At 69.5% G+C, this 16,996-nt stretch carries 15 protein-coding genes and 1 pseudogene; 4 read left to right on the top strand and 12 right to left on the bottom strand.

The features are described from left to right. Positions 1-27 precede the first annotated feature (27 nt). A complete protein-coding gene (locus tag E0500_RS14615; RefSeq protein WP_131563222.1) occupies positions 28-1,071 on the bottom strand; it encodes an NAD(P)-dependent alcohol dehydrogenase in 1,044 nt (347 codons plus the stop codon). A gap of 189 nt (positions 1,072-1,260) precedes the next feature. Here E0500_RS14615 and E0500_RS14610 point away from each other — a divergent pair, with 189 nt between their 5' ends. Continuing rightward, a complete protein-coding gene (locus E0500_RS14610; RefSeq protein WP_131563221.1) occupies positions 1,261-2,223 on the top strand; it encodes a helix-turn-helix domain-containing protein in 963 nt (320 codons plus the stop codon). Positions 2,224-2,263: 40 nt separating this feature from the next. On the opposite strand, the pseudogene E0500_RS43830 reads toward E0500_RS14610, so the two are convergent. The 3 genes and pseudogenes from E0500_RS43830 to E0500_RS14595 all read right to left on the bottom strand — a co-directional run. Further along, positions 2,264-2,578 (bottom strand): annotated as a pseudogene (locus tag E0500_RS43830) (putative quinol monooxygenase); the annotation flags it as partial. A 29-nt stretch (positions 2,579-2,607) separates the two neighbouring features. Continuing rightward, positions 2,608-2,901, bottom strand: a complete 294-nt coding sequence (locus E0500_RS14600) for a DUF397 domain-containing protein (RefSeq protein WP_131563220.1) — start codon at positions 2,899-2,901, stop codon at positions 2,608-2,610. Continuing rightward, entirely contained in the window at positions 2,873-3,736 is an 864-nt protein-coding gene (locus E0500_RS14595) for a helix-turn-helix transcriptional regulator (RefSeq protein WP_181587001.1), read from the bottom strand. Before E0500_RS14595 ends, E0500_RS14600 begins: the two co-directional genes overlap by 29 nt. Before the next feature lie 176 nt (positions 3,737-3,912). Between E0500_RS14595 and E0500_RS14590 the strand changes: the two genes are divergently transcribed. Then, positions 3,913-4,116, top strand: a complete 204-nt coding sequence (locus E0500_RS14590) for a hypothetical protein (RefSeq protein WP_131563219.1) — start codon at positions 3,913-3,915, stop codon at positions 4,114-4,116. Next, complete coding sequence (locus tag E0500_RS14585) at positions 4,113-4,502, top strand: ATP-binding protein (protein WP_131563218.1); 390 nt, start codon at positions 4,113-4,115, stop codon at positions 4,500-4,502. The genes E0500_RS14590 and E0500_RS14585 overlap by 4 nt, the downstream gene beginning before the upstream one ends. A gap of 297 nt (positions 4,503-4,799) precedes the next feature. On the opposite strand, the gene E0500_RS14580 is transcribed toward E0500_RS14585, so the two are convergent. The 5 genes from E0500_RS14580 to E0500_RS14560 all read right to left on the bottom strand — a co-directional run bounded on the left by E0500_RS14580 (position 4,800) and on the right by E0500_RS14560 (position 12,668). After that, positions 4,800-8,120 (bottom strand): S8 family peptidase, encoded by a 3,321-nt coding sequence (locus E0500_RS14580; protein ID WP_131563217.1) that lies wholly within the window; start codon positions 8,118-8,120, stop codon positions 4,800-4,802. 228 nt (positions 8,121-8,348) lie between these two features. Further along, positions 8,349-9,044, bottom strand: coding sequence for an ABC transporter ATP-binding protein (locus tag E0500_RS14575; protein WP_131563216.1), 696 nt, complete (start codon positions 9,042-9,044; stop codon positions 8,349-8,351). Positions 9,045-9,083: 39 nt separating this feature from the next. Further along, the gene (locus tag E0500_RS14570) at positions 9,084-10,568 is read right to left on the bottom strand and encodes an ABC transporter permease (protein ID WP_131563215.1); all 1,485 of its coding nucleotides are present in this window, start codon (positions 10,566-10,568) and stop codon (positions 9,084-9,086) included. Between the two features lie 219 nt (positions 10,569-10,787). Continuing rightward, positions 10,788-12,041: an Ig-like domain-containing protein gene (locus tag E0500_RS14565; RefSeq protein ID WP_131563214.1), complete on the bottom strand. Its 1,254-nt coding sequence runs from the start codon at positions 12,039-12,041 to the stop codon at positions 10,788-10,790. 282 nt (positions 12,042-12,323) lie between these two features. Then, positions 12,324-12,668, bottom strand: a complete 345-nt coding sequence (locus E0500_RS14560; protein WP_131563213.1) for a hypothetical protein — start codon at positions 12,666-12,668, stop codon at positions 12,324-12,326. A gap of 109 nt (positions 12,669-12,777) precedes the next feature. Here E0500_RS14560 and E0500_RS14555 point away from each other — a divergent pair, with 109 nt between their 5' ends. After that, complete coding sequence (locus E0500_RS14555) at positions 12,778-13,161, top strand: hypothetical protein (protein ID WP_131563212.1); 384 nt, start codon at positions 12,778-12,780, stop codon at positions 13,159-13,161. A 113-nt stretch (positions 13,162-13,274) separates the two neighbouring features. Here the strand turns inward: E0500_RS14555 and hutH are convergent, their stop codons facing one another. From hutH to E0500_RS14540, 3 genes are all read right to left on the bottom strand, one after another. Beyond that, positions 13,275-14,828 (bottom strand): histidine ammonia-lyase, encoded by a 1,554-nt coding sequence (gene hutH / locus E0500_RS14550; RefSeq protein WP_165934980.1) that lies wholly within the window; start codon positions 14,826-14,828, stop codon positions 13,275-13,277. A gap of 140 nt (positions 14,829-14,968) precedes the next feature. Then, positions 14,969-16,117: a GGDEF domain-containing protein gene (locus tag E0500_RS14545; RefSeq protein ID WP_131563211.1), complete on the bottom strand. Its 1,149-nt coding sequence runs from the start codon at positions 16,115-16,117 to the stop codon at positions 14,969-14,971. Between the two features lie 59 nt (positions 16,118-16,176). Continuing rightward, positions 16,177-16,983 carry an enoyl-CoA hydratase/isomerase family protein gene (locus E0500_RS14540; protein ID WP_131563210.1) on the bottom strand — a complete coding sequence of 269 codons (807 nt, stop codon included), beginning with the start codon at positions 16,981-16,983 and terminating at the stop codon, positions 16,177-16,179. Between the last annotated feature and the right edge of the window lie 13 nt (positions 16,984-16,996).

Below are 16,996 nucleotides of genomic sequence, written 5' to 3'. Positions count from 1 at the left end.
AGAAACGTCAGGAACGCCACGCGAAGATCAGATCGTCGCCGTGTCGATCACGAACCGGTACCGCACGTCACTCGACAGCACCCGCTCGTACGCGACGTTGATCTCGGAGGCCTCGATCAGCTCGATCTCGGCGCCCAGGCCGTGCTCGGCGCAGAAGTCCAGCATCTCCTGGGTCTCGCGTATGCCGCCGATCATGGAGCCGGCGAGGGTCTTGCCGCCGCCGATCACCGAGAAGAGGTTGAGCGAGACGGGCTCCTCGGGCGCGCCGACGTTCACGAAGGCGCCCTCCGCCTTCAGCAGGGACAGGAAGGCGTCCAGGTCCAGCGGGGCGGACACGGTGGACAGGATCAGGTCGAAGGAACCCCGGAGCTCCTCGAAGGTCTTCGGGTCGCTGGTCGCGTAGTAGTGGTCGGCGCCCAGCCGCTCCCCGTCGTCCTTCTTGCGCAGGGACTGGGAGAGGACCGTCACCTCGGCGCCCAGGGCGTGCGCGATCTTGACGCCCATGTGGCCGAGGCCGCCGAAGCCGAGGACGGCGACCTTCTTGCCGGGGCCCGCGTTCCAGTGCTTCAGCGGGGAGTACGTGGTGATGCCGGCGCACAGCAGGGGCGCGGCCACATCCAGCGCGAGCCCGTCGGGGATGCGTACGACGAAGGACTCGGCGACGACGACCTTCTGGGAGTAGCCACCGTAGGTGGGCTCCCCGTCCTTGCCGATGCCGTTGTACGTCGGGATGTTGCCCTTGAGGCAGTACTGCTCCAGGCCTGCCTTGCAGTTCTCGCACTCACGGCAGGAGTCGACCATGCAGCCGACGCCCACGCGGTCGCCGACCTGGTACTTGGTCACGCCGGAGCCGACCTCGGAGACGACACCGGCGATCTCGTGCCCGGGCACCATCGGGAAGATGGCCTCGCCCCAGCCCTCGCGGGCCTGGTGGATGTCCGAGTGGCAGATGCCGGCGAACTTGATGTCGATCAGTACGTCGAACTCACCGACCTCGCGGCGCTCGATCGTGGTGCGCTCCAGCGGAGCCTTGGCCGCGGGAGCAGCGTATGCAGCGACAGTGGTGGTCATGCGGGGGGTACTCCTAAGAAACAGCAGAGGATCATCCTGCTCGGGCTCCCGGCCTGCCTTCGGGCCGGGCGCGACTTCCAGCCTGCCTCAGCCACCAGGGTTCGCCCAGGTCACAGCTTTGCGTACGTCCACTGGTCCTACTACTGGCGGGGTCAGGCTCACGGTCGTACGACCGTGAATACTGGAGGCATGGACGAGAAGCCCGAGACCGTGCCGGCCGGCGGCCAGGGGCCCGCCGGCGATGCCGGGGGGACCCTGGACCGGCGGGCCGAGCTCAGCGAGTTCCTGCGCACCCGGCGCGCCCGGCTGAAGCCGGAGGACGTGGGGCTGCCGGACTTCGGCCGGCACCGCCGGGTGCCCGGGCTGCGCCGGGAGGAACTCGCGCAGCTGGCGGGCGTCTCGGTGGCGTACTACACGCGGCTGGAGCAGGGGAACGGGCGCAATGTGTCGCCGGAGGTGCTCGACGCGATCGCGCGCGCCCTGCGGCTGAGCGACGCCGAGCACGCGCATCTCACGCATCTCGCGAAGGGGAAGGCGCACAAGAAGAAGCCGTCGGCGCGGACGGAGCAGGTGCGGGGCTCGCTGCGGCAGCTGCTGGACCTGCTGGACGGTGTCCCCGCGTACATCACCGGGCGGCGCTCGGACGTCCTGGTGTGGAACCGGATGGCGGCGGCCGTCTTCGGGGACTGGTCCGAGCTGCCCGCCCAGGAGCGGAACTGGGCGCGGATGGTGTTCCTGAAGCCCGAGTACCGCGAGCTGTTCGTGGAGTGGGACCGCAAGGCGGCCGACGTGGTGAGCTATCTGCGTATGGACGCGGGCTGCCATCCGGACGACCCTCGGCTGTCCGCGCTGGTCGGGGAGCTCTCGATGAAGAGCGAGGAGTTCCGGCGGCTGTGGGCCACGCACGACGTCAGAGAGAAGGGCCACGGGGTGAAGCGGCTGCGTCATCCCCTGGTCGGTGAGCTCACCCTGTCCTTCGAGACATTCCGGCTGCCGGACGACGGCGAGCAGGCTCTGATCACGTACCACGCGGAGCCGGGCTCACCGTCCGCGGAAGCGCTGCGTCTGCTGGCGAGCTGGGGCGCGGACGCGAGGGCCTCCGGCCGGAGCGCGTCCGCTCTCGGGGGCCCCACGGTTGGCCGACCGGAGTAGCGGCTGCGGGAGGTGTCCGGGCGGCCGCCGCCCCCTCCCCTGCGCCCGTGCCCCGCACGACGGTCGGCTTGTAGTGGCGCATCTCCTCGATGTACGGCGCGTACGGCTGGATCTCGGCGAAGAAGTCCTGGAACAGCTCCGACTTCCGGAAGCCCTCCAAGTGGTCCTCGGTCGACGTCCAGGTGATGCGGAGGATGAAGTGCTCGAAGTCCTCCTCGCAGCGGGCCAGTTCGTAGTCGACGCACTGCGGTGCCTCCGCCAGCGGGGCGGCGGCCTTGGCGTAGGCGGACAGGAACTCCGCCGACCGCTCCTCGGGAATCCGGTACCGGATGTACTCCACGGTCGATGTGGTCATACGCCCACGGAAACACGAACGGCGAACGTTCAGCCAGCCAGCCCGTCCACCTTGAGCGCCGCGACGAACGGGGCCCAGGCGTGGGCAGTGAGGACGAGGACGGGCCCGTCGGGGGCCTTGGAGTCGCGTACGGGGACGAGACCGGGGAGGTTGTCGGCGATCTCCACGCAGTTGCCGCCGTCGCCGTTGCTGTAGCTCGACTTGCGCCAGAGGGCGGCGCCGGGGAAGTCGCTCGCGACCTCCACGCAGTCGCCGCCGTCACCGTTGCTGTGGCTGCTCTTGAACCAGAGCGCGTCACTCAAGTCGATCCGGTTGCTTGCCATTTCGGTAATCCTCCGCCGCTGCCTTGATCATGGCCAGGGACGCCTCCGGAGCGAGTGCGACGGCCCTGAGCCGATCGTATGCCTTGCGGTACTGCTTCACGAGGGCCGGATCGTCGATGGTGTCTCCGCTGTACGACGCCTCGATGTAGACCAGTGGCGGCGCGTCGGGGAAGGTCATGACCTTGATGGAGGCGGCCATCAGGGGATACGCGCCGCACTTCCGCGGAACGATCTGCGGAGTGATCCGGTGCCGCTCGGCCAATCCCACGATCCGGTCTAGCTGTTCGGCCATGTCGCGCGGCGGCAGGATCACGTCGGTGATCAGCGACTCGTGCAGGACCGCCCAGTACTCAGGGGTGGAGTGATCGTCCTCGAAGAGGCGGGCGCGAGCCAGACGGGCCTGTACCTTCTCCTCCACCTCCTCGTCGGAGGCCGTCGGGTGGGCCGACCGGACCAGCGTCCGCGCGTAGGGGGCCGTCTGGAGCAGCCCGGGGATGGTGCTGGGGCACCACTCCTCGATGGACTCCGCGTGCCGCTCCGCCTCCAGGACCTTCTCGAAGTACCAGGCGTGCGGCCCCCTCCGCGCCCTCCGCACATCCTCACAGTTCCGCTCGAAGAACCCGTTCGTCTTCAGGACCTCATCCACATGCCGGGCCAGATCCAGCGGCATCCGTCGCTCCCCCCGCTCGATGTCGCTCAGGTGGGACTTGCCGTAGAAGCTGCCCGCGACAAGTTGCTCCAGGGAGAGCCGGGCGGCTTCCCGCTGCCACCTCAACTCCTTGCCGTAGAAGGTCGGGACGCTCATCGAGCCGTCGATGTCCTTGCGTCGTGCCATTACTCACCGCCGTGGGGGGTCTGTGCGGCCGGACTGTTCCACTTCCGCGGTTTCCGCAACGCTCCCCGCCTGATCCGCAGTTGGGGGCGCGTACGCGAAACCTCTTTTACGGTACCGGGCTTGACGCCACAGTGTGAGTGATTCATCACAGAGCGCAACCAGCAAAGGCGTCACTCATGCCCGACGACATGTCCCGTTGCGTGGAGGAACTCCGCGCGGCCCTCGCCCTTCACGGCATCACGCTTCCCTCGCTCCGCGTGGACCTCCCGACCTTCGCCGGCACGTACGCGCCACCCGCCGGTCTCATCACGCTCGGGAACTGCAACACCGCCACGGCCCGCGCACTCGCCGCCGCACTCCGGAAGGCGGCCGGGCAGTGACGTTCGAACTCAGCCTGCTCGCGGTCCCGAAGTCCGTCCCGGAACTACGCCACCATCTCCGTCACCACAGCTTCGACGTCCGCCTCTGCGTCAGCGAGTTGGTGACGAACGTCATCGATCACGTCGGCGAGGGAACCCCGGTGACCGTCCGCGTCCTGTCCACGGACACCGGCGGCACCCGCGTCGAGGTCACGGACCCCGATCCGCGCGCACTGCCCGTGCTCCTGCATGCCGCCACCACCGACGAATCCGGCCGCGGTCTCGCCCTCCTCGGTGCGTGCGCCCGGCGGTGGGGCGTGGAGGCGGGGGCAGACCGCAAGACCGTTTGGTTCGAGTTGACGGCACCGGATCAGGAGTCCGTCACACCCTGGCGCGGTTCACGGTAAGCGTGTGGCCCCGGCCCTGCTTCACCAGGAAGCGGGGCCGGGGCCAAGCTGCGGGAACGCGACACCTACTACAGGCGGCTCCAGAGGATGCCCCCTACGATGCCGATGGCGACGATCGCGGCGATGACGTACAGGACGACTCTCGTGAGGGTCTGTGCCATGAGTTCTCCTCGGGTGGACGTCTGCCTCACGGCTACATGCACTCCGCGGACAGGCCTCTCCAGCCGGACTTGGGCTACGTCGAACGGGCCGCCGTCCTGTTCGCCGACGGCCCATTCGACAACCATCAGTGCGAGGTCACTTGCCGTAGTAGGCGTTGTAGACCGACACCGTCGACTTGTTGCCCTTCTTGTCGGCGATCTTGGCGTGGAACGAGATGCCCTTGCCCTTCGCCGGGTTCTTGACGGTGATCTTGCCGTCCTTGACGGTGAGCTTGGTCCACTTCTGGCCGTAGTCGTACGACACGTACACGGCCAGCGACTTGAGGTTGCTGCCCGCGGCCGCGCCCTGGACGGTGACCGGGAAGCTGACCTTCTTGTTCTCCGGAGCGCGGCTCCAGAGGTCGAGGGGCGCGCCGAAGCGGGCCGTCGAGACCGGGAGCTTCGCCTGGGAGCTGGTCTTCTTGGACTTGAACTCCCAGCTCGTGTCGACCCGGGTGGAGGCCGCGGCCACCTTCACGGACCGCTTGATGGACGTGGTCAACTTGTACGTGGCCTCGCCGGCCGGGACCTTGAACTCGCCCCCGCCCTCCAGCGCGTCGTCGTTCTCGACGATCTTCGTGCCGTTGCGGTACAGCGTCGACTTCACCGAGGTGTAGAGCGACCCGCCGGCGTGGGTCTTGCCGTCGGCGAACATCGGCAGGAAGCCCCTGACGGTGTTGCCGTCGCGGGTGATGCCGTAAAAGCCGCCGATCCGGGGGCCGAAGACGCCGGTGTTGAACGTCTTCTCGTAGGTCTGGCCCGCCTTGAACGTCTGCTCGGCACCGAGCGTGTAGCTCGCGTCGACGATCGGCCAGCCGTCCTCGTCGGCCCCGGCGGTCTGCTCGAAGTCGAGGCCCCACTTCACGCCACCCGTGGCGGACAGGTACAGCGTCCGGGTGCCGGGCAGCTTCTGCTCGATGCCGATGGCGGAGGCGCCGGAGCTGTCGGGCAGGTAGCCCCACGCCGTGACGGAGCCCTTCTTGTCGCTGCTGGAGGCGCCCAGGTTGACCTTCACCGTGGACAGCTCGCTCTTCTTCCAGTGCTTTGTGTAGCCGGTGGCGAGCTGCTTGACCTTGGCGCCGGTGACGGCGTCGTACTCGGTGCTGGTGCCCTTGGTCCAGTGCCCGTCCCACTGCTGGTACACCGAACCGTCGGTGATCTGCGGACCGACGTGAGCGCTGCGGAAGCCCTGGTAGGAGTCCAGCCACCAGCCGAACGAGTAGCTGCCGTCCGGCACGTCCACCGTGTAGTCGGCCGACGCGAACTGGGACTCGGCGGCCGCCTCGGGCACCGTGATGTCGACCGGCTTGGCCTTGCGGGCGTCCAGCGTGATCGTGGTGTCCTTGGTGACGGACAGCTTCGGCTGGGCCAGCCAGTCGGCGCCCTTGGTGAAGTCCTCCGGGTCCACGAAGAGCGAGGAGTTGAGGATGTAACCACCCTTGGGCACACGGACCTTGACGGTGCCGGAGGCGTCGTACGGGGAGAACCACTTCTCCGTGGCGAGGCCGGAGACGCCCGCCAGGTTGATGTTGTAGTTCACGGCGGGCTTGCCGTCACGGTCGATCGCCTTGAGCGTGACGGTGTACGACTCCACCTCGCGCTGCACAGCGGCGGCGGCGCGCACGGTCTGGCCGCCGCCCGTGGCCGTCACGAACGCCGAGTAGGCGCCGTCCACGGTGCCGCCCAGCTTGGTGTTGACCGTCAGGTCGACGGAGGCCGTGCCGCCCGCCGGGACCTTCACGGTCTTCGCGGCGAGGGTGAAGAAACCCGTGGGAGCGGCCTGGCCCTTGGGGTTGGTGCCCGCCACGGTCAGGTCGAGGGTGACGTCGTCCTTGCCGGTGTTCTTGTACGTCACCGGCTTGGTGACCGGCGTGTCGTCGGTGTGCGGCCACTGCTGCGTACCGAACGTCACCGACACCGGGTCGGCGAACACGGTCTGCTTGATGGCCTTGTCCACCTGGATCCGGCCCGAACCCTGCTGGAACGCCGTGTACGCGCCGCCCTTGGTCGACCCGGTGAGGGCGCCCTTGAGCTCGGCGTACGTCCAGTCCGGGTGCTGCTGCTTCAGGATGGCCGCCGCGCCCGCCACGTGCGGGGTCGCCATGGACGTACCGGAAATCGTCAGGTAGCCGGGCGGGTTCTCCCCGACCTCCTGCTCGATGACGCTGCCCTTGGCCGAGGCGGCCGTGATGTCCACGCCCGGCGCGGTCACGTCCGGCTTGATCTGGCCGTCGAGGCCGGGACCGGTGCTGGAGAAGTCCGCCAGCTTGTCGTTGTCGTCGACGGCGCCGACGGTGAGCGCGGCGGCCGCCGTGCCGGGAGAGCCGACGGTCTGCTCGCCCAACTCGCCGGAGTTACCGGCCGCGACCGCGAAGAGGACGCCCTTCTCGGCGGAAAGCTTGTTGATCTCCGCTTCCATCGGGTCGACCTCGGGTGTGTCGCCGCCGCCCAGGCTCAAGTTGATGACGTCGGCGCCCTGTGCAACGGCCCACTCCATGCCCGCGATGATGCCGGAGTCGTCACCGGAGCCGGTGTCGTCGAGGACCTTGCCGTTGAGGATCTTCGCGCCCGGGGCGACGCCCTTGAACTTCCCGCCGGACTTGGCGCCCGTGCCCGCCGCGATCGAGGCGACGTGGGTGCCGTGGCCGTACTTGTCGCTCGCGTCCGCGGCCGAGGTGAAGTTCTTGGACTCGATCACCTGGTCCTTGAGGTCCGGGTGGGTGGTGTCCACGCCGGTGTCCAGGACGGCGATCTTGGTGCCCTTGCCGTCGTAACCGGCCGCCCATGCCTTGGGGGCGCCGATCTGGGGCACGGACTTGTCGAGGCTGGCCTTGCGGACGCCGTCGAGCCAGACGTTGGCGATGCCGGAGGCGGTGGTGCCGTCAGTGTCGGTCACCGCGTTCCACAGCTTGGCCGCGTCGTCCTTCGGCGTGAGAACCGCGTCCGCGTTCAGGGTCCTGAGGGTGCGGCGGACGGTGGTGTCACCGGCGTCGCGGACGTCGGCGCGGGCCCCCGTGGCGGCTCCCTTGTAACCGACGATGAGCTTCAGGCCCTTCTTCTGGGCCTTGCGGGTCGCGGACTTGTTCAACTCGGTGATGTCGAACAGCCGCTGGTCCAGCTTGCCGCCGGCTATCAGGCGGGCCGCGTCGGCCGGTATCACGAGGGTGTGACCGTCGGCCTTGCGTATCTGGACGGGTATCCCGTCGCGGCCCTCCGCGCGCTCGAAGCCGACGGGGCGGCCCTTGGCGTCGACCACGACGCGGTCACCGGTGATCAGTGTGATGCGCTGCTTGGCCGCGAAGTCGGCCGCCTTCGAGCCGGTCGCGAGTTCGGGCGCCGCGGACGCCGGGCTGGTCATACCCGCCGTCAGGGCCACGGCCGCAGCCATGGCGATCGCGGTCGCGTTCGCTCTCTTCATTTGTCTGCGCAATTCTCCCCCTGGAGCTGAGGTCCGGGCGAAGCAACCGTTCGCCCAGCCAGGGGACACCTCGTACACGCATGCGCGTACACCCCCCGGAATACGCAGTATGCCGAGGGGTTGACGCACGCTCAATAGTGAGGCGGTTGTTAACAGTTGACGGTTTACTTCCACTTACGGCTGGAATTGAACGGCCACGCCCGGAAGACGAATCAACCCGCCAGACACTTACGACAAAGCGCCCCGAGCATCGCGCTCCGTCACCGTGACCCTTCCCTTGCGGATCGTCACGAGGCGTGGCGCCTTCTTCGCGATCGACGAGTCGTGGGTGACCATGACGAAGGTGAGCCCGTGCTCCTTCCACAGGCGCTCCAGGACGTCCATGATCTCGTCGCGCATGGACTCGTCGAGGTTGCCGGTGGGTTCGTCGGCGAGCAGCACCTTCGGACGTTTGACCAGCGCCCGCGCGATGGCCACGCGTTGCTGCTGTCCGCCGGACATCTCCGAGGGCAGATGCCTGAGCCGCTCGCCGAGCCCGACCGACTCCAACGCCTGAGCTGCCCGTTCACGCCGCTCCCCCGTCTTCACGCCGAGCGGGACGAGCGCGGTCTCGACGTTCTCCTGGGCCGTGAGCGTAGGAATCAGATTGAAGCTCTGGAAGACGAATCCGATGTTCTCGCTGCGCACCCTGGTGAGCTTGGCCTCGGACAGTTTCGCCAGGTCCGTGCCGTCGAGTTCGACACTGCCCCCGGTGGGCTTGTCGAGCCCGCCGAGCATCTGGAGGAGCGTGGACTTGCCGCCGCCCGTGGGGCCCTGGATGACGAGGCGGTCCCCGTCCCCGATGGTGAGGTCGACGCCGTCCAGCGCGTGGACGGTGTCCTTGCCGCGCGTGTAGCGCTTGGTGACGCCTCTGAGTTCGTACATCGTGCAACTCCTGGGATACGTGAGGGGGATGGGCGTCGGCTACTCGACACGGCGCAGGGCGTCGGCGGGGCGCAGCCGGGAGGCACGCCAGCCGCCGAAGGCGCCCGCGACGAGACCACCCGTGACGGCGAGGCCGACCGCGAGGGCGATGGTGGAGAGGCTGACCGGTGCGGTCAGCGCGACCTTGAGGGCCTCGGTGGCCGCCTGCCGCCGGAAGCCGCCGCCCATGCCGCCGGGACCGCCGCCACCGGGACCGCCGCCCGGACCGGCCGTCCCACCACCGGAGGCACCCACCTGCGCCTCAAGGGTGGGGCTGATCGCGGTCACGACGTACGCGCCCAGCAGGCCGAGCGCGATGCCCAGCGCCCCGCCGACGAGCCCGTTGACGACGGCCTCACCGACGACCTGCCGGGTCACCCGGCCGGACGTCCAGCCCAGCGCCTTGAGGGTCCCGAACTCCCGTACGCGGCGGGAGACGGCCGCGGAGGTGAGCAGTCCGGCCACGAGGAACGCGGCCACCAGCACCGCGAGGGACAGCCACTTGCCCACGTTGGCAGCGAGGTCGGAGGCCGTGGACAGGGAACCGGAGACGGTGTCGGCGAGATCGGCGGAGGTGGTGACCGTCGTTCCCGGGATGTTCTCCTGGATGCTCGACTTGACGGAGTCGATCTGCTGCGAGTCCGAGGCCTTGACGTAGATCGTGGTGACCTCGTCCTTGGAGTCGCTCAGGGTCTGGGCCTGTTTCAGCGGGATGTAGAGGTTGGCGGCGGCGTCCCCGCTGTCGGGGGTCGCGATGCCGATGACCTCGAACTTGGTGCCCTTGATGGTGACGGTGTCACCGACGGCGAGCTTCTTCTCCTTGGCGTACGACGTGTCGGCGACGACCACCTCGGCGTCGGTCTCGGAGGTCTTGAACGTACGACCGCTGGTGATCTTCGAGGAGGTCAGCGGGCCGAGAGCCGGCTTGGTGACGTCCGTGCCGTACACGGAGTAGTTGTCGACCTGGAAGTCGGCACCACCGCCCTGGACGCGGCCCTGGGGCTCCCCGCCCCGGTCGCCGCCGGGCTGCCCGCCGCCGTACTGTCCCTGGCCCGGCTCCTGCTGGAACTCACCCTGCCGGAACTCCCCGCTCACCTTGAGGACCTGCAGGCTGAGCCCTCCGACGGCGCCGGAGACCCCCTGCTGCGCACCGACCTTGCTCACGGTGTCCGCGGCCAGGGTCTGGAAGCCCCGGACCATCACCCGGTCGCTGCTCTGCTCCTCGTCGGAGTCGTCGTTCCGCGCGTCGAACTCGAACCTGGGGCCCTGGTTCTGTCCTGACTGGGCCTCAGCGGCCTTCGTGACGGTCATGTCCGTGCCGAGCCCGTACAGCGACTGGAGGACCTTGCCCTGCGCCTTCTCCATGCCGGAGGACACGGAGCTGACCACGATGACGAGGGCGATACCCAACGCGAGCCCGGAGGCGACCACGAGGGCCGCCTTTCTACGGCGGCGCAGTTCGCGCCTCAAGTAGGTGAAGAACATGGCGGCAAGCTAGGGACGCCCCGTGATGAACGAATAAGCCCGCCATAAGAGCTGGATGAGAAGCCCGTGCCCGGCCCGGACCCGACGACAACGACGAAAACGACAACGACGGCGGCACGGCCCCCAGGGCCCGTGCCGCCGTCGTCAGGAAGTTCAGGAAGTTCAGGAAGTTCGGGAAGGTCAGATGTTCAGATGGTCAGCCTCGCCGGAGCGTGGGACTCAGACCGCCGAACCCGCCTTCCACGAAGCCCAGTCCATGTTCCAGCCGTTCAGGCCGTTGTCGGGCTTGATCGTGGCGTCGCCGGTGTTCTCGACCACGACGACGTCACCGACCATCGAGTTCTTGAAGAACCAGGCACCCGGTGTGTTCGGGTCGTTGGCGCCCTTGGTGTCCGAGAGACCGATGCACCCGTGGCTGGTGTTCACGCTGCCGAAGATCGACTTGGCGCCCCAGTAGTTGCCGTGGATGAAGGTGCCGGACGTCGACAGGCGCTGGGCGTGCGGCACGTCCTTGATGTCGTACTCGCCCTTGCCGTCGTCGTCCGTGAAACCGACCGTAGCGCCGTTCATCCGGGTCTCCTTGAACTGCTCGGAGATCACCATCTGGCCCTCGTACGTCTTGTTCTCGGGCGAACCGGCGGAGATCGGGATGGTCTTGATGACCTTGCCGTCCTGCGTGACCTTCATCTGCTTGGACTGGGCGTCGACGACCGAGACCTGGTTGCGGCCGATCTTGAAGGTGACCGTCTTCTGCTGCACGCCGTACACACCGTCGGCGCCCTCGACGCCGTCGAGCGCGAGCTTCAGCGTGACGGTCGAGCCCCCCTTCCAGTACTCCTCGGGCCGGAAGTCGAGCCGGTTCGGGCTGAACCAGTGGCCGACGACCTCCTGTCCGGAGCTGGAGGAGACGGTGATCCCCTTCTGCACGGCGGCCTTGTCCGTGATCGCCTTGTCGAAGTTGATCGAGACGGGCATGCCGACGCCGACCGTGGAGCCGTCCTCCGGCGTGAAGTAGCCGAGGAAGCTGTTGTCCGGTGAGACGGTGGTGAACGTGGCGTTCTCGTGGGCCGCGCGGCCCTCGGAGTCCTCGGCGGTCGCCGTGATCTTGTACTGGGTCGCCCGCTCCAGCTGACCGGTCGGCGCCCAGCTCTTCTTGTCCGCGGATATCTCGCCGGCGACGGCGGTGCCGTCCTCGGTCTTCATCTCGACGGACGTGAGCGTGCCCTTGGCCACGGTGACCTTGGCGGCGCTGTTGATGGACGCGTTGTCGGAGCCGTCCTTCGGCGTGATCTTGATTTCGGCGACGGAGGTCTTCTTGGCCGCCGCCTCGTCGGCCTTGGCCTGCGAAGTGTCACCGTTGCCGGAGTCCGACGCCTTGCTGTCGTCGCCTCCGCTGCACGCAGAGAGCACCAGCACCCCGCCGAGCAGTGCGGACGCGACCGCGAGGCCCTTGCGCCGCTTACTGTTCGTCATCACACGCTTCTCCATCGTTGCCGAATCCCCAAAGCCCAGAGAATCCCCGTAGGAACTTAAACGCCACGACCGGTTCTTCCCGTTCCACATCCCGAGGATGTGTGGGGCACGCCACTTTCGGTCCGCTCCGGCCGACTGTCTGGCGCTGGGACCCTGTTGCCGAACTCCCGCCTTCCGGGCGGACAACGGGAGTTCGACGACAGGTGGTCAGTGCGCGTCATGAGACGACAGAACCCCGGGCCGCGGTTGCCGCCCGGGGCTGTGATTCTCACCCCGCGCGGGTCAGCGGACCCGGTCGTCCTCTTCGTCCTCGGCGACATCATCCTCGTCCAGGTCCCAGTCAGGCGAGTCCGGGTCGTAGTCGATGTGCTCACTGCTCCAGGAGGCCTGGGCCAGATCGACCCCGGGCACCTCACTGACCAGGTCGAACGGGTCGACGAGGTAGGAGAGGGCCTCCGATGTGTCCTGCGTCACCGCGCTCTCGGCGTGCACGCGCTCGTCCGCCGCCAGGTCGACGTCGGCCTCGATACGGTCCAGCGCGGCCTTGGTCAGCGCGTCGGCGCTCTCGATCTCGACCACCAATTCCACCCGAAGGCGGATGAACTGTGATGTCTCAGAAGTACTCATAGGCGGAGCGTAAGGCTCACAGCTCGCGTGACTTTCCCGTGACCCGCGATTTTCACTAACATCGCCCCACACGGCCAATTCGCCAGCTCCACAAGGGGATCGATATTTCGTGTCCGCCGCACGTCGATCGTCGTCCACCGCACGCCGCACGCTGCTGACCGCCGCCGCCGCGGGAACCCTCCTCACGGCCCTGTGGTTCGTCCCGTCCGCGGAGGCGACCCAGGACGGAACAGAGGACGCGACAGGGCAGCAAGCGCTGACGTCCATGAACACGGACACGACGACCGAGACGTCCACCGACGCGGTCACCACCTCCGGCACCGACGCGGTCACCACTTCGGACTCGTCCCGGTCCACGGGCCCGGGCACCCAACTCGCCGACACCGGCGGCGTGGACACCACGCCGTACCTCGTCGGCGGCACCGTGTTCCTCGGCCTGGGCGCGGGGTTCGTGGCGTATTCGGTCCGACGGGAACGCATGGCGCTCTCCTGACCCGGGGGTGGAGGGTCGGCCGCTGATCCGCGCGTGAAGGGGGCCGCGCACCCTCACGCGCCCACGGCCCCCGAGTCCACCGCCCTCAAGCCACCACCCTCAGGCCAGCGCCCTCAGGCCAGCGGCCCCGTCACCGGCTCCACCGCCGCGACCAGGCGGCCCTGCCGGACGAAGGTGTCGGCCGCCGCCAGGTCGGGGGCGAGGAAGCGGTCCGGCCCCGGACCCTCGACGCCCGCCTCGCGGACGGCCTCCAGCACCGCCCGGGAGGCGGGGGCGGGGGTCAGCCCCTCACGGAGTTCGATGGCGCGCGTGGCGGCGTACAGCTCGACGGCGAGCACACGGGTCAGGTTGTCGACGGCCGTGCGCAGCTTGCGGGCCGCGGACCAGCCCATCGAGACATGGTCCTCCTGCATGGCCGAGGAGGGGATGGAGTCGGCGGAGGCCGGGACGGCGAGCCGTTTCATCTCGCTGACCAGGGCGGCCTGCGTGTACTGGGCGATCATCAGCCCGGAGTCGACGCCCGCGTCGTCCGCGAGGAACGGCGGGAGCCCGTGGCTGCGGTTCTTGTCGAGCAGGCGGTCCGTACGGCGCTCCGCGATCGAGGCGAGGTCGGCGGCCGCGATGGCGAGGAAGTCGAGGACGTAGGCCACAGGGGCACCGTGGAAGTTGCCGTTGGACTCGACGCGGCCGTCGGGCAGTACCACCGGGTTGTCCACCGCCGACGCCAGCTCCCGCTCGGCCACCGTGCGTGCGTGGGCCATCGTGTCGCGGCCGGCGCCCGCGACCTGCGGCGCGCAGCGCACCGAGTAGGCGTCCTGGACGCGGGGCGCGCCCTCCTGGTGGTGGCCGGTCAGGCCCGAACCCTTCAGGACGGCGAGCATGTTGGCGGCCGAGGCGGCCTGGCCGGGGTGCGGGCGGATGGCGTGCAGCTCGGGCGCGAGGACCTTGTCCGTGCCGAGCAGGGCCTCCAGGGTCAGGGCCGCCGTGACGTCCGCGGACTTGTAGAGCAGCTCCAGGTCTGCGAGGGCCATGACCAGCATGCCGAGCATCCCGTCCGTGCCGTTGAGGAGGGCGAGCCCCTCCTTCTCGCGCAGCTCGACCGGGGCGATGCCGTTGGCGGCGAGCAGCTCATCGGCCGGCCGTACGGCACCGTCGGGGCCCTCGGCCTCCCCCTCGCCCATCAGTGTCAGGGCGCAGTGGGACAGCGGGGCGAGGTCGCCGGAGCAGCCCAGCGAGCCGTACTCGTGGACGACCGGGGTGATGCCCGCGTTCAGCACGTCCGCCATGGTCTGCGCGACCTCTGGCCTGACCCCCGTGTGCCCGGAGCAGACCGTCTTCAGGCGCAGGAACATCAGCGCCCGGACCACCTCGCGCTCCACGCGCGGACCCATGCCGGCGGCGTGCGAGCGGACGATGTTGCGCTGGAGCCGGCCGCGCAGCTCCTGGCTGATGTGCCGGGTGGCGAGGGCGCCGAAGCCGGTCGAGACGCCGTAGACGGGGTCCGGCTTGGCCGCGAGGGCGTCCACGACGCCGCGGGCCGCGGCGAGCGCCGTCACGGCCTCCTCGGAGAGCTCGACCCGGGCGCCGCCACGCGCCACGGCGACGACGTCGGCCGCGGTGACACCGGACGTCCCGAGCACCACCGGGTCCACAGAATGCATATCCATATTCAGGATCGTAGGGATTGAATCGCCGAATGTCACGACCGAATGAGGGAGGAGCTCCTTACCGGCCCGGGACCACTCGGCACAGGCCCGGAACCCGCTCGGCACAGGCCCGGAACCGCTCTGCACCGTTCCGGGACCGCTCAGCGTCCGCGGATGCGGCGCCGCTCCCCCGTCGCCGCGTCGGCCGCCGGAGGCCGGTCGGCGAGGCGGACCACCGGGTCGCCCGGACCCGCCCGGCCGGCCACCACCGGTCCCAGCGAGCCCTCGGCCTTGGCCCGGTACTGCGCGGCGTCCGCCAGGCGGAACAGCCTGCGCGGCGACCGTACGGGACCGATCGGGTCCTGCGTCGAGGCCACCCCGCACGCGACGCCCTCGCCGAGGTCCAGCCCCGCCGCCCGGTGGCAGAGTTCACCGGCGACCTTGACCACGTCGTCCGCCGGGGGGCCCACCGCCAGCAGACAGAACTCGTCGCCGCCGAGCCGCGCCGCCAGAATGCCCGGCAGTATCGCCCCGCACAGCGACAGCACCGACCCGAAGCGCTCCAGCAGACGGTCACCGACCGCATGGCCCTGTGTGTCGTTGACCCGCTTCAGCCCGTTCAGATCGCAGACCACCAGGCTGACGACCGTCCCGTCGGCCTTGTGCCGCTCCACCGCCTCACCGAGCCGGACGTCGACGGCACGGCGGTTGGCGAGCCCCGTCAGCGGGTCGGTGAACGCCAGCCGACGGGCCTCCTCCAGCCGCTCGGACTGCGCGATCCCGGCCGCGACGACGGCCGCGAGCACGGTCGCGAACTCCGCGTCCCGCGTACGGAACACCTCCGCGCCCGCCGGACGCGCCACGTACAGCTCGCCCCAGGCACGGCCGTGCAGCACGACCGGGGCGATCACGCAGCTGCCCCGGCCGCGCCGGCGCAGGGCGGCGACGCGCTGGTGGCAGTACCCCTCCGTACCGGGCCCGGCCGGGCCCTCGACGGTCTCGACCCACGCGCTGGGCCCGACCCCGCCCGCCCAGCGCTCATGCAGGAACTCCGTGATCTCCGGGAACTGGTGCACGGGGTAGGACTCGCCATCGGGGAACTCCTCCTCGTCGGGAGCCCTCTTCCCCACGTTCACGAGCACCTTCAGCCGGCCCAGGTCGCGTTCCCACACCGACAGCGCGGCGAAGCTCCCGGCGAGCGCACGGCACGCACCCGCGGCCGCGGCCCGCCACGACTCGCGCGGCGTCTGCGCGGCCGCCATCGCCTGCGCCAGCGCCACCACGGCCCGCAACCGCTTGTCCTCACCCATCACTCCAGGCTAGGTAGTTTTGCGGTGTTTTGGAGGATTGGGTGACGATCTGATGACGTCTACTCGCCCGGCCACTTTGGCGCCCGCTTCTCGTTGAACGCCGCCACACCCTCCGCCCGGTCCCCCGAGAACGCGACCGACCGCCACGCCGCGTCCTCGACCTCCAGCCCCGCCCGCAGATCCAGCCCGTGCCCGAGGCGCAGCGCACGCTTGGCGGCGCGCAGACCGACGGGCGAGTTGGCGGCCATCCGGGCGGCCAGCGCCAGCGCCTCCGTACGGTCCTGCCCCTCGTCCACCAGCTGGTCGACCAGCCCCGTCTCCCGCGCCTCGACCGCCTCCACGCGCCGCGCGGTGAAGATCAGCTCGGCGGCGCGTGCGGCCCCGACCCGGCGCGGCAGCAGCTGGGTGCCTCCCCCGCCCGGGATCACGCCCACGGACACCTCGGGCAGCCCCACCACGGCCGTACGGTCCGCCACGATCACGTCGCACGACAGCGCCAGCTCGAACCCGCCGCCCAGCGCGAAGCCGTGCACGGCGGCGACGGTGGGCACGGGCAGTTCCAGTACGCCGGTGTACGCGGCGCGCGCGACGGGCCGCTGACGCACCAGGTCGGCGTCGCTGAACGAGTTCCGCTCCTTCAGGTCGGCCCCCACGCAGAAGGCCCGCTCATGGGTGGAGGTCAACACGACCACGCGGACGTCCCGGTCGGCGGCCAGGGCCTCGCAGGCGCCGACGATCGATCGGGCCATGCCGGTCGAGACCGCGTTCATGGCCTTCGGCCGGTCGAGGACGAGCTCCGCGACGTGGCCGTGCCGCCGCACGACGACGTGCTCCCCGAACCGCCGCTCGTCCCCTTGCTCCACCATGACGCCCTCCGGT

The sequence above is a fragment of the Streptomyces sp. KM273126 genome (assembly GCF_004337435.2).
Taxonomy (GTDB): domain Bacteria; phylum Actinomycetota; class Actinomycetes; order Streptomycetales; family Streptomycetaceae; genus Streptomyces; species Streptomyces acidicola.
The sequence above is the reverse complement of the archived record's forward strand: the minus strand, read 5'-3'. Positions and strand labels throughout refer to the sequence as shown.

Bases quoted from the DNA above. Each gene is read 5' to 3' on its own strand.
- E0500_RS14615 (WP_131563222.1), bottom strand. From the start codon at position 1,071: ATGACCACCACTGTCGCTGCATACGCTGCTCCCGCGGCCAAGGCTCCG.
- E0500_RS14610 (WP_131563221.1), top strand. From the start codon at position 1,261: ATGGACGAGAAGCCCGAGACCGTGCCGGCCGGCGGCCAGGGGCCCGCC.
- E0500_RS14600 (WP_131563220.1), bottom strand. From the start codon at position 2,901: ATGGCAAGCAACCGGATCGACTTGAGTGACGCGCTCTGGTTCAAGAGC.
- E0500_RS14595 (WP_181587001.1), bottom strand. From the start codon at position 3,736: ATGGCACGACGCAAGGACATCGACGGCTCGATGAGCGTCCCGACCTTC.
- E0500_RS14590 (WP_131563219.1), top strand. From the start codon at position 3,913: ATGCCCGACGACATGTCCCGTTGCGTGGAGGAACTCCGCGCGGCCCTC.
- E0500_RS14580 (WP_131563217.1), bottom strand. From the start codon at position 8,120: ATGAAGAGAGCGAACGCGACCGCGATCGCCATGGCTGCGGCCGTGGCC.
- E0500_RS14575 (WP_131563216.1), bottom strand. From the start codon at position 9,044: ATGTACGAACTCAGAGGCGTCACCAAGCGCTACACGCGCGGCAAGGAC.
- E0500_RS14570 (WP_131563215.1), bottom strand. From the start codon at position 10,568: ATGTTCTTCACCTACTTGAGGCGCGAACTGCGCCGCCGTAGAAAGGCG.
- E0500_RS14565 (WP_131563214.1), bottom strand. From the start codon at position 12,041: ATGACGAACAGTAAGCGGCGCAAGGGCCTCGCGGTCGCGTCCGCACTG.
- E0500_RS14560 (WP_131563213.1), bottom strand. From the start codon at position 12,668: ATGAGTACTTCTGAGACATCACAGTTCATCCGCCTTCGGGTGGAATTG.
- hutH (WP_165934980.1), bottom strand. From the start codon at position 14,828: ATGGATATGCATTCTGTGGACCCGGTGGTGCTCGGGACGTCCGGTGTC.
- E0500_RS14545 (WP_131563211.1), bottom strand. From the start codon at position 16,117: ATGGGTGAGGACAAGCGGTTGCGGGCCGTGGTGGCGCTGGCGCAGGCG.
- E0500_RS14540 (WP_131563210.1), bottom strand. From the start codon at position 16,983: ATGGTGGAGCAAGGGGACGAGCGGCGGTTCGGGGAGCACGTCGTCGTG.